8 protein-coding genes and 2 tRNA genes are annotated in these 11,545 nt (G+C 53.3%); all 10 read left to right on the forward strand.

What is annotated here, in order from left to right; genetic code table 11:
- The first annotated feature begins 31 nt into the window (after positions 1-31).
- The 10 genes from MJ257_RS23490 to glmS all read left to right on the forward strand — a co-directional run bounded on the left by MJ257_RS23490 (position 32) and on the right by glmS (position 11,520).
- Positions 32-108 (forward strand) — tRNA-Pro (locus tag MJ257_RS23490).
- Positions 109-120: 12 nt separating this feature from the next.
- A tRNA-Gly gene (locus tag MJ257_RS23495) sits at positions 121-194 on the forward strand.
- 337 nt (positions 195-531) lie between these two features.
- The gene (ppc, locus tag MJ257_RS23500; RefSeq protein ID WP_240271559.1) at positions 532-3,327 is read left to right on the forward strand and encodes a phosphoenolpyruvate carboxylase; all 2,796 of its coding nucleotides are present in this window, start codon (positions 532-534) and stop codon (positions 3,325-3,327) included.
- 413 nt (positions 3,328-3,740) lie between these two features.
- Entirely contained in the window at positions 3,741-4,316 is a 576-nt protein-coding gene (gene sigW / locus MJ257_RS23505; protein ID WP_240271560.1) for an RNA polymerase sigma factor SigW, read from the forward strand.
- A 134-nt stretch (positions 4,317-4,450) separates the two neighbouring features.
- Entirely contained in the window at positions 4,451-5,071 is a 621-nt protein-coding gene (locus MJ257_RS23510) for a zf-HC2 domain-containing protein (RefSeq protein WP_240271561.1), read from the forward strand.
- A 249-nt stretch (positions 5,072-5,320) separates the two neighbouring features.
- Positions 5,321-6,151 carry a diadenylate cyclase CdaA gene (gene cdaA, locus MJ257_RS23515; protein WP_240271562.1) on the forward strand — a complete coding sequence of 277 codons (831 nt, stop codon included), beginning with the start codon at positions 5,321-5,323 and terminating at the stop codon, positions 6,149-6,151.
- Positions 6,144-7,514: a CdaR family protein gene (locus MJ257_RS23520; RefSeq protein ID WP_240271564.1), complete on the forward strand. Its 1,371-nt coding sequence runs from the start codon at positions 6,144-6,146 to the stop codon at positions 7,512-7,514. Before cdaA ends, MJ257_RS23520 begins: the two co-directional genes overlap by 8 nt.
- Positions 7,515-7,613: 99 nt before the next feature.
- Positions 7,614-8,954 carry a phosphoglucosamine mutase gene (gene glmM, locus MJ257_RS23525; RefSeq protein ID WP_240271566.1) on the forward strand — a complete coding sequence of 447 codons (1,341 nt, stop codon included), beginning with the start codon at positions 7,614-7,616 and terminating at the stop codon, positions 8,952-8,954.
- Between the two features lie 392 nt (positions 8,955-9,346).
- A complete protein-coding gene (locus MJ257_RS23530) occupies positions 9,347-9,505 on the forward strand; it encodes a hypothetical protein (protein WP_240271567.1) in 159 nt (52 codons plus the stop codon).
- Positions 9,506-9,687: 182 nt separating this feature from the next.
- The gene (glmS, locus tag MJ257_RS23535) at positions 9,688-11,520 is read left to right on the forward strand and encodes a glutamine--fructose-6-phosphate transaminase (isomerizing) (protein WP_240271568.1); all 1,833 of its coding nucleotides are present in this window, start codon (positions 9,688-9,690) and stop codon (positions 11,518-11,520) included.
- The last annotated feature ends 25 nt before the right edge of the window (positions 11,521-11,545 follow it).

An 11,545-nucleotide genomic window follows, 5' to 3' on the forward strand; every position in this document is an offset into this window, starting at 1 on the left:
CCACTTTTTCAATTCCATATCACCTTATTGACGGGATGTAGCTCAGCTTGGTAGAGCACCTGGTTTGGGACCAGGGGGTCGCATGTTCGAATCGTGTCATCCCGACCATTTCTTTAAGGTGCGGGTGTAGTTCAATGGTAGAACTCCAGCCTTCCAAGCTGGTAGCGTGGGTTCGATTCCCATCACCCGCTCCATACATAACAGCAACATCATCGGATAAGATGATGTTTTTTGTTATAATTTTAGACATGACCTCATTCCCGGGTATAAAACTTTTCTATCATTAACTTATACCCTTGCATTTTACTGCTTTACCGTGTTAGGGTAAGTGAAGTTGGAACGAATGGCTATCCTTAGCACGTCCCAAGGCGGTCCAGGACAAATTTCTTACAAATTAAGTGAAGATTTTCAGGGCAGTTTATTGTATGATGTTAAGAAACGCCTGACGAACGCCATTTGGTCTAAAACGACAAAAGACGATGACAATGCTGAATTAAGCTTGCTGCATTAGGGATGAAATGGGGGAGAAACATGACAGAGTTAACGGTTACCGCAGGAAAAGGCAACTCGAATAACCTGCTTCGGCGCGACATTCGTTTTTTGGGCAATATTCTAGGAGAGGTCCTGGTGCATCAGGGCGGCAATGAGCTCTTGGATATTGTCGAGAAGATACGTGAAGCCAGTAAATCCCTGCGGGCTGTATTTTTGCCGGAATTGCATGAAGAATTTAAGGAAATGATCAATTCTTTGGAACCCGGTATCCGTCATCAGGTGATCCGTGCATTTGCGATCTACTTCCAACTGGTGAATATTGCGGAGCAGAACCACCGGATTCGCCGTAAACGCGATTACGAGCGTTCGGCCGGGGAAGCAGTACAGACCGGCACCATCGAAGCGGCTGTCCGTGATTTGAAGGAGCAAGGCTTCAATTACGCCGAGGCTCAGGAAATTCTGAACGGCATGTCTCTGGAGTTGGTCATGACGGCCCATCCGACGGAAGCGATGCGCCGCGCGATCCTGGACATTCACAAGCGGATCGCCGACGATGTCATGCAGCTCGATAACCCGACGCTCACGTTCCGGGAACGGGAACAGCTGCGGGAGAAGCTGCTTAACGAGGTCATTACCCTCTGGCAAACCGACGAGTTGCGCGATCGCAAGCCCACCGTTCTGGATGAAGTGAGAAACGGGATGTATTATTTTCACGAAACCTTATTCCATGTGTTGCCCGAAGTCTATCAGGAACTGGAACGCTGCCTGACCAAATACTATCCGGAGCATTATTGGCACGTGCCGACCTACTTGCGCTTCGGCTCTTGGATCGGCGGCGACCGGGACGGCAATCCTTCCGTCACTTCGGACGTAACCTGGGAGACGTTGCGGATGCAACGCAAACTGGCGGTTCGCGAGTATCAGCGGATTTTGTCCGAGTTGTTCAAGCACCTTAGCTTCAGCACCAGCATTGTGGACGTAACCGACGAGCTGATGGCCTCCATTCAGCGGGATCGCCTCCAAGTCACTTTGCGCAAAACGCAGCAATGGAACAATGATAAAGAGCCGTACCGCATCAAGCTGACGTATATGACGGAGAAGCTGCATAATGTGCTGGATGACAGCAAGAAGGATACGCCGGAGCGTTACCCTAGCGTCGAAGCGTTTATCCAGGATCTGAAAATCATCGACCGGAGCTTGCGTCATCACTACGCCGACTATGTCGCCGATACCCATATCAAGAAATTGATTCGCCAGGCGGAGCTGTTCGGCTTCCATACCGCCACGCTGGATATCCGCCAGCACAGCAAAGAGCACGAGAACGCCATGACGGAAATTTTGGCGAAAATGAACATCGTGGACAATTACGCAGAGTTGGAGGAGCAAGACAAGATCAAGCTGCTGGAACGCGTGTTAAACGACCCGCGGCCATTGACTTCTCCATATCAGGATTACAGCGAGAATACGAAGGAATGCCTGGATGTTTACCGCACGGTATACCTGGCACAAAAAGAATACGGTCAACAGTGTATCACCAGCTATCTCATCAGTATGACGGAGGCGGCCAGCGATATTCTCGAGGTCATGGTCTTCTCGAAAGAGGTAGGCTTGTTCCGCAAAGAAGCCGACGGCACGGTCGTCTGTACGCTACAGTCCGTCCCGTTGTTTGAAACGATTGACGACTTGCATGCCGCTCCGGGGATCATGCGCCAGCTGTTCAATATGCCGATCTATCGCCAGTCGGTAACGGCGATGAACGATCTTCAGGAGATTATGCTGGGCTACTCTGACAGCAATAAAGACGGCGGCGTGGTTACGGCCAACTGGGAGTTGCGTGTCGCACTGAAGCAAATTACGGCTGCGGCCAATGATTTTGGCGTAAAGCTGAAATTCTTCCACGGACGCGGCGGCGCGCTCGGGCGCGGCGGTATGCCGCTAAACCGCAGCATTCTCGTGCAACCGCCGGAAACGATCGGCGGCGGCATCAAGATCACCGAGCAAGGCGAAGTGATCTCGTCGCGGTACTCCTTGCGAGGCATCGCCTACCGCAGCTTGGAGCAAGCGACCTCGGCGCTGATTACCGCAGCGATTCAAGCGAAGCTGCATCAAGGACCAAGTCCGGAGGAGCAACGCTGGGAAGAGATCATGGCAGGAATTTCCGAGACGTCGCTTCATAAATATCAGGACCTTGTTTTCCGCGAACCGGATTTCCTGAAGTTCTTCCGCGAATCGACGCCATTGGTCGAGGTGGGCGAACTGAATATCGGCTCCCGGCCTTCCAAGCGCAAGAACAGCGATCGGTTTGAGGATTTACGGGCGATCCCATGGGTGTTTGCCTGGACGCAAAGCCGTTATTTGTTCCCGGCATGGTACGCGGCGGGGACCGGCCTGTTGAACTTCTACCAAAACAACGAAGAGAACCTCAAGGTTCTTCAGGATATGTATCAAAACTTCTCTTTCTTCCGAACGGTCGTCGATACGCTGCAATTTGCGCTGATCAAAGCGGACTTGGTGATCGCGAAGGAGTACGCGAAGATGTGTTCGGATAACGAAGTCAAGGATCGTATCCTCGGCCAAATTGAAGACGAGTTCCGGTTGACGCGGGAAATGGTGTTGAAAATTGCCGGCATTACCGAGATCCTCGACAACGTGCCGGGCCTGCAGGAATCCATCCGTTTGCGTAACCCTTATGTCGATCCGCTCAGCTATTTGCAGGTTCAGCTCTTGACGGAGCTGCGCACGGCACGCGACCAAGGGCAGGATGACGCCGAACTGCTGCGCGAAGTGCTGCTTACGATTAACGGAATTGCCGCCGGTCTCCGGAATACGGGCTGATACCGCAGGTAGACCGATAGGTAAGCCAAGCCGGGCCTTCTCCATGAGGAGGTCCGGCTTTTTTGCTTTCGGCTTTGGCCGAATGTATTGCATTTTGCAAAAAGTTGCATTAACATTTGAATGAAGTGCCGACGACTGGAAGTACCTTTTGAGTTATATAAATGAAGCTTCAAAAAGTCAGGTTTGGAGCACCGAGAAGGTTGGATGAAGCTAGGGAGTGAGTAGCGGAGCGTAGCCGGAGGCTACGTGAGCAACGGAAGGACCGGTTGAATTCAAAATTCGACGTCGAGTAACTACGGATACCGCATCGTGATCGAAAGATGACTTTTTGAATTTCCTTAAACCAAAGGGACGAATAGCCGGACAGGCAGGGTACAAGTACCTGAGCCCTTCCAACCGATTTGGGGGAAAATATGGTGGTGGAACATTTCGATGCAAGACTGGTGAAGCTGGCCCGTAAAGGGGATCAAGGGGCCTTCGCCGAACTTGTCGATCTATATAAGGATAAGCTTTATCACCTCGCATACCGGATGCTGTCCAACCGGCACGAGGCGGAGGATATCGTACAGGAGACCTTTTTAAGGGTTCACAAAAATTGGACCCGTTACGACGAGAAACAGAAGTTCTCCACGTGGATTTACCGGATTGCAACCAACTTGTGCATTGATCGTCTGCGCAAGCGGAAGCCGAGTTATTATTTGGACGCGGAGATGAACGATCAAGAAGGCATGGACGGCTATACCTTGATCCCCGGGGACGAACGGACGCCGGAATCGGAATACCTGCTGTCGGAAACGCAGCAAACCATCCATCAAGCCATCGACGGCTTGCCTGCCAAATACAAGTCGGTGATCGTGCTCCGTTATCTGCAGGAAATGTCGCTGCAGGAGATCAGCGAAGTATTGGATATGCCGGTGACGACGGTCAAGACGCGCGTTCACCGCGGACGGGAATTTTTACGCAAGAAGCTGGAGCACAAAATGCTATAAAAATGTGCTTCTCCGAGGTTTTATTTTTTTGAAACGGATTTTGAACCGTTACGTATTCTAAGGTAGGACGACTATGATCTTAGCCGTGCCCTCCGCTTTTCGCATAGATGATACTACTGAAAGGATTGGCTGATATGGAATGCAAACATGCCTCATCCATGATGCATGATTACCTGGACGGCGAACTGAGCCGCGACCATGTCGAACAGCTGAAGCTGCATCTAGACCAGTGTCCGGATTGCCTAAAGGAATTCAGGGAATTGGAACGAACCGAAATGATGTTGTTTGCAACGATCAAACAGCATACAAACATCTCGGCTCCCGATGAACTGGTAAACCGGATCATCAGCCAGATCCCGAGTCAGCCCAAGCAGCAGGCATGGATCCAGTGGATTAGACGCCATCCGGCGTTGACGGCGGCAGCGATGTTCTTGTTGGTAATGCTGTTCAGCGCGGTATCGCTTTGGGATAGCGACGATCAGCTCATTGTCAAAGGAGCGGACCTGGATCAGGTCATTATTCAAGGCGATACGGTTACCGTACCGAGCGATTCCAAAATTGTCGGGAACTTGACCATCGAGAATGGTAAAGCCGAAATTTACGGCGAAGTTCAAGGCAACTTGACCGTGATTGACGGCTCCTATTACCAAGCCTCCACGGCGCATGTCTCGGGCGAAGTCAAGCAGATCGATCAAGCGCTGGACTGGATCTGGTACAGGATCATCAATACGTTTACGGAAGTCGCCTATAGGTGACGACAGGACCATGTTGAATAAATTGGCGCCTCCCCTGTGGGAATAAGGCGCTTTTTTATTTGACGGGCGCAGGTAAAAATTGACAATGGATACGGAATGAACCTATTTTTACTGGACGCTTGCATCTGACTTGTGAACGTTATAACCTAGTAGTTAGGGGAAACTTATAGAGACAAGCTTGTAGGCGGTACATATCGTTTCCTTGTCGGCGAGCCAAACGTCCGCAAGGAACATTCCGGGGGTCGCAGCATGAACTATTTTGTGAATCTGACTTGGCAAGATACCATCAAGGATGTTATCGATATCCTCATCGTTACCTATATAATCTATCACCTGATTCTGCTTGTACGCGGGACGCGGGCCGTTCAACTGCTCAAGGGGATTCTGGTCCTGGTGTTTATTTGGGCCGTGAGTACTTGGTTCGACTTGTACACACTCAAATGGCTGATGAATCAGATGTTTACGTTCGGCGTGCTGGCGATCTTCATCATTTTTCAGCCGGAGCTTCGACGTGCGTTGGAGCAGCTCGGCCGGGGCAAACTGTTCGGGCGTAACAGTGCGGACGAGGAGGAGTTCGGCAAAGAGATCGGCGAGATCATTAAGGCCGTAAATTATTTATCACGTAGAAAGATAGGGGCCCTTATCGTTTTTGAACGCGATACGGGATTAAACGAATATACCGAATCGGGGATTCCGATGCAGTCCATTATTTCTTCGCAACTGCTGATCAATATCTTCATCCCGAATACGCCGCTGCATGACGGCGCCGTGATCATCCAGGGCCACCGGATTTCCGCTGCGGCTTGCTATTTGCCGCTGTCGGAAAATCCATTCATCAGTAAGGAGCTGGGTACAAGGCACCGGGCGGCGATCGGGATCAGCGAGGTTGGCGATGCGGTCTCCATCGTTGTCTCCGAGGAGACGGGGCAGATCTCGCTGGCGATCGACGGCCAGGTCGTTAGGGATATCAACGAGGAGTCGCTGATTTCCAAGTTGTATGCGGAATTAGGTCCCAATTCGAACGCCAAAGAGAAACGCAGCCCGTTCCGTAGAAGGAAGGAGGCCGGCAAAAATGGATAAATGGCTGACTCATAACAATTTTGCCAAGGTCCTCGCGCTGGTGTTCAGCATCATTCTGTGGGCCATGGTGCATCTGGACAGCGGAACCCCCGTTGACTCCACGACCCTGGCGCAGCCGCGATTCATCGACAACGTCAAAATCGAAGTAACCGGATTTGACGAGGACAAATACATTCTGTATGACCTTGAGCCAAGCACGGTGCGCATGGAGGTCAAAGGCAAACGGATCGATCTGACCACGAACTTCTCCGATTATAAAGCAAGACTGGATCTGGAAAATCTGGGACCCGGTACGTTTACGCTCCCGTTGACCCATGAGCTTCCTCCTGGTGTTGAACTGATCTCGATGGACCCTTCCATCGTAAAAGTGACGATTGAAGCGAAAGAGACCCGGTCGATGCCCGTGACCATCGTCACGAAAGGGGAGCCGGCCGACGGGTTGGTGCTCGGGACCCCGATTGTTTCCGGCAGCGGCACCGTGGATGTGACATTGCCGGCAAGTGAAGTGAAAGAGTTAAGCAAAGTGGAAGGCACGGTGGACGTCACCGGGCTGAAAGAAACGGTCAAAGGCAAAAGCGTCAAGCTGACGGCATATGATATGCAAGGGAAGCCTATGGAGAATGCGAAAATTTCGCCTAGTTCCGTGGATGTGGATGTACCGATCAACAAACTCTACAAAAACGTGCCGATCGAGATACGCAAGTCGGGACAACTGCCTACCGGGTATGTCCTAACCGGTGTCGAGACCGACGTGGAAGGCGTCGTCCTGTACGGCTCCAAGGAAGGGTTGGAGGGTATATCCTCCTATCCGCTAACGGTCGACGTGAGTCGTTTTGACGGTTCGCCTGAGACTAAATACTCGGTGGACTTGACTCCTCCGGAAGGTTTTGAGAAAATCGAGCCGAGCTCTGTCACGATCACATTGCATGTCATGCCGGGCGGACAAAAGCAGCTTGACGGGATTCCGGTGACGTTGAAAAACACCGGATCTTTGTACGACGTGAAGTGGATTCGGCCGACCGAACCGAAGCTGAGTCTGACCGTAGTCGGGTCCAACGAGGCGTTAGAGGCGCTCCAGCCGGAGAACGTTCAGTTGACTGCGGACTTGGCGCATCTTGGAGCGGGAACGCACACCGTCCCGATCGAGGTTCAACTGCCGGAGGGCGTGGAAATGGCGGACCCGGGACTTTCAATGACCGTTGACGTGGAGCTGACGGAGAAAGGAAATCCGGCCTCCGGTGTGCCTGTGGAGCCATCGGACCCGGCGGACGGCGCGCAAAGCCCGGATGGAAACGGGACGCCTTCCCGTCAAGAAGGTGGAGGCAATTCGACTGAGGATGTGACCTCGGGCAACGGTACGTAACGAGAACTTAAGCGGACAACCAAGAATATAAACCGGACAGTTACCCCCGGGAGACGAGGAGAACGTGCGGTATTGGCAAAATGTTGAAGGAGTGAAATCATGGGGAAGTATTTTGGAACGGATGGCGTAAGAGGAATTGCAAATCAAGAGCTGACAGCCGAACTGGCTTACCAGATCGGACGTTGCGGCGGTTATGTGCTGGCTGGGCAGGTTCCCAAGCCAAAGGTAGTCATCGGCATGGATACGCGCATTTCAGGCGTTATGCTGGAGTCTGCGCTGGTGGCTGGGATGCTGTCGATCGGCGCGGACGTCATTCGCCTAGGGGTCGTTACGACGCCGGCAGTGGCTTATTTGACCCGCTTGCTGCAAGCGGACGCGGGCGTGATGATCTCCGCCTCCCATAATCCGGTGGAGGATAACGGGATCAAATTTTTCGGCAGTGACGGCTTTAAACTTTCGGATGACACGGAGCTGCAAATCGAAGAGTTGCTCGACAAGGCCGTAGACGAATTGCCGCGGCCGGTCGGCGGAGGCTTGGGTACGGTGACGGTTGACAACGAATCGAAGCTGAAGTACCTCGATCATTTGAAAACGACGATCAGCTCCTCGTTCAAAGGGCTGAAGGTCGTGCTGGATTGTGCGAACGGGGCGGCTTATGAGCTGGCACCGAAGCTGTTCCGCGAGTTGGGAGCCGAAGTGCACACGCTGGCGGCCGAGCCGAACGGCCTAAACATCAATGATCACTGCGGATCCACGCATCCGGAGCGGCTCAAGGAGGAAGTCGTTCGCCTGGGCGCGCATCTCGGACTTGCTTTCGACGGGGATGCGGATCGGCTGATCGCCATCGACGAGTTAGGCGAAGAGGTCGACGGCGACTATATCCTGTGCATTTGCGGCGACGCAATGAACAAAGCCGGTAAGTTGAAAGACAGTACGGTCGTTTCGACGGTCATGAGCAATTTCGGTTTCTACAAAGCGACCAAGAAGATGGGGCTGGCTACGCAGCAGACCGCGGTCGGGGACCGTTATGTTATGGCGGAAATGCTGCGCGGCGGTTATAACCTGGGCGGGGAGCAATCCGGGCACGTGATTTTCCTGGATTACAATACAACCGGGGACGGGATTTTGACGGCGATCCAGTTGGTCGATACGCTGCTGGCTTCCGGCAAACCGCTCAGCGAGTTGAAGAAGGTCATGAAGCAGTATCCGCAGGTGTTGGTCAACGTTCGCGTTCAGGATAAGAGCAAGTTTGCCGGAAACGCCTTGATTGCCGAAGCGATTGCCGAAGTAGAGCAGGAGTTGGGCGATAACGGGCGCGTGCTGGTCCGTCCGTCGGGAACGGAATCCCTTATCCGCGTCATGGCCGAAGGGCCGGAGAAGGCGGAGCTGGAGAAGCTGGTTGCGCAAATCGTGGAAGTCGTGGAGAAACAGCTGGTGTAACGATCGGACTTCTTGTTATGGATATAGGACTTTAAGGACCGCCGGACGGGAGAGTTATCCTGCCCGGCGGTTTTTGGTTCTGGGCCGAAAGGACAAAAGGCATATTTTGCTGAAACAGGACAAGTTGATCATTGCCAAAACGTGTGAAGGTGCATATAATTAAGCATATTCGAGCAAAGAAAGCGAGGGTAGTCAGGTTTATCCGGAAATTAAGCGCCAGAACTTCATTGTGCGCGTACGTTGGGATCGCAGGGGCAATCAGGCGCTCTCAGGAGACGATGCCGATCGGGCAGGGGCGGAAGGCCAACCTGTCGGCGGCAGCGGAGATCTTGAGACGTTAGCGAACCCAAAGGGTACGGCAAAGCGAAGTTGACGAGGTGGAGGTGTTCGGAATGTTCGGCGGGGGCCTCCCGGTGCTGCATCGCACCGTAACCGCATCGGCAAAAGGAATGGGCGACCGTTCCCACAAACCGAGCGGGCAGATGGATTATCGCATTCATCGGACTTTCATGAATGTACGTAAGCAAGCAACGCGGAAGCATCCGCGGTAGACGGAGCAACATGGGCATTCGTGAAAATATGGTTGAAAATTGCAGAATGGTCTGCTTTTGACCGATATGTTTTTTTGACAATTGAATAGTTCTGTCTCGGTATACCGCGTGAGTATTCTTCCGCGTTCGACTTCTTACGGCCAAAAACCATCTTGTAAGAATGAAACGGAGGACAAAATATTATGTGTGGTATTGTTGGATATATTGGGAATCGGGATACGCAGTCGGTGTTGCTTGAAGGATTGAAGAAGCTGGAGTACCGCGGGTACGACTCGGCGGGGATCGCGGTGTTTACGTCGAATGGCTTGAAAATCGCGAAATCGTTGGGACGTTTGGCGAATCTGGAGTCGAAGCTGGAAGGTGCACCGCTCAAGGGATCGGCCGGGATTGGCCATACCCGTTGGGCTACGCACGGCAAACCGTCTGATGTGAATTCCCATCCGCATACCGACCATACCCAGAAGTTTTCGGTCGTGCATAACGGGATTGTCGAAAACTATCTGGAGTTGAAGGAAGAGCTGATCGAGCAAGGGTATATCTTCGTATCGGAAACGGATACCGAGGTGATTTCCCATCTGGTGGCCCGCGAATATCAAGGCGATATCGTGAAAGCCGTTCAGAAAGCGATCAGTTATATGCGCGGCGCCTTTGCGCTTGGGGTCCTGACGGAATATGAACCCGACAAGCTGGTAGCCGTTCGTCAAGCCAGCCCGCTCATTATCGGTCTCGGTGAAGGCGAAAACTTTATCGGCTCCGACATCCCGGCTTTGTTGAATTATACGCGTAACGTGTATATTCTGAATGACGGCGAGATGGCGGTGCTGACGAAGGATGCTGTCGAATTGATGACGATTGAAGGGAATTTTATTTCTCGGGAAATGATTCGTGTCGATTGGGACGCCGTGACCGCGGAAAAAGGCGGTTTCGATCATTTCATGCTGAAAGAGATCCACGAGCAGCCGAAGGCTTACCGCGACACGATGTTGGGACGCATCGACGAAAGCGGACGCAAAGTCGTACTGCCAGGCTTGAAACTGTCGGATGAAAAAATCCGCAGCCTGACCTCGATTCATGTCATCGCCTGCGGTACGGCATATAATGCCGGGCTGGTCGGCGGGACGGCGATCGAGCAGTTGGTACGCATTCCGGTGATGAACGACGTCGCTTCGGAATATCGTTACCGCTCGCCGCTGATTACGCCGGAAACGCTCGTGATCGTGGTCAGCCAATCCGGCGAAACGGCGGATACGCTGGCGGCGCTGCGTGAAGCGCAAGCGAACGGCGCGCATGTGTTGGCCATCACCAACGTGGTCGGCAGCTCGATCGCCCGCGATGCGGACGATGTGATCGCGACGTTGGCCGGACCGGAGATCGCCGTCGCTTCGACGAAGGCGTATACGTCCCAGCTGATCGCGTTCTACTTACTTGGCCTGTACATGGCTCAAGTGCGCGGCTCGCAAAGCGCGGACGAGGTGGCTCATGTCATCGCGGCCATGCATTCGCTGCCGGAGCAAGTGGAAAGCATGCTGGCTCAAGCCGACACGGTGAAAGCTTATGCCGAGCAAATCGCCGGCCATGAGCATCTGTTCTTCATCGGCCGCGGCCTCGACTATTCCGTCGTGCAGGAAGGCTCGTTGAAGCTGAAGGAGATTTCCTACATCCACTCCGAAGCGTACGCTGCCGGCGAGTTGAAGCACGGCACGTTGGCCTTGATCGAGGAAGGCGTTCCGGTCATCGCGCTTGCGACCCAGGAAACCGTGCTGGAGAAAACCGTCAGCAACATCAAGGAAGTGAAGGCCCGCGGCGCGGACGTCATGGCGATCACGCACGAAGAGAACGTGCCTGACCTGCTGAAGTCCGTTGACCAAGCGCTGGCCATTCCGAAGACGCTGCCGCTGCTGACGCCGGCCTTGTCCGTCGTCCCGCTGCAGCTGCTTGCGTACTACGCAGCCCTGGCCCGCGGCAACGACGTCGACAAGCCGCGGAACTTGGCGAAGAGCGTGACGGTGGAGTAAGAAGCAGGGAATAGCAACATATAGT

Origin of the sequence: Paenibacillus timonensis, assembly GCF_022427145.1 — a bacterium.
In the GTDB taxonomy this organism is placed as follows: Bacteria; Bacillota; Bacilli; order Paenibacillales; family Paenibacillaceae; genus Fontibacillus; species Fontibacillus timonensis.

Bases quoted from the DNA above. Each gene is read 5' to 3' on its own strand.
- ppc (WP_240271559.1), top strand. From the start codon at position 532: ATGACAGAGTTAACGGTTACCGCAGGAAAAGGCAACTCGAATAACCTG.
- sigW (WP_240271560.1), top strand. From the start codon at position 3,741: ATGGTGGTGGAACATTTCGATGCAAGACTGGTGAAGCTGGCCCGTAAA.
- MJ257_RS23510 (WP_240271561.1), top strand. From the start codon at position 4,451: ATGGAATGCAAACATGCCTCATCCATGATGCATGATTACCTGGACGGC.
- cdaA (WP_240271562.1), top strand. From the start codon at position 5,321: ATGAACTATTTTGTGAATCTGACTTGGCAAGATACCATCAAGGATGTT.
- MJ257_RS23520 (WP_240271564.1), top strand. From the start codon at position 6,144: ATGGATAAATGGCTGACTCATAACAATTTTGCCAAGGTCCTCGCGCTG.
- glmM (WP_240271566.1), top strand. From the start codon at position 7,614: ATGGGGAAGTATTTTGGAACGGATGGCGTAAGAGGAATTGCAAATCAA.
- MJ257_RS23530 (WP_240271567.1), top strand. From the start codon at position 9,347: ATGTTCGGCGGGGGCCTCCCGGTGCTGCATCGCACCGTAACCGCATCG.
- glmS (WP_240271568.1), top strand. From the start codon at position 9,688: ATGTGTGGTATTGTTGGATATATTGGGAATCGGGATACGCAGTCGGTG.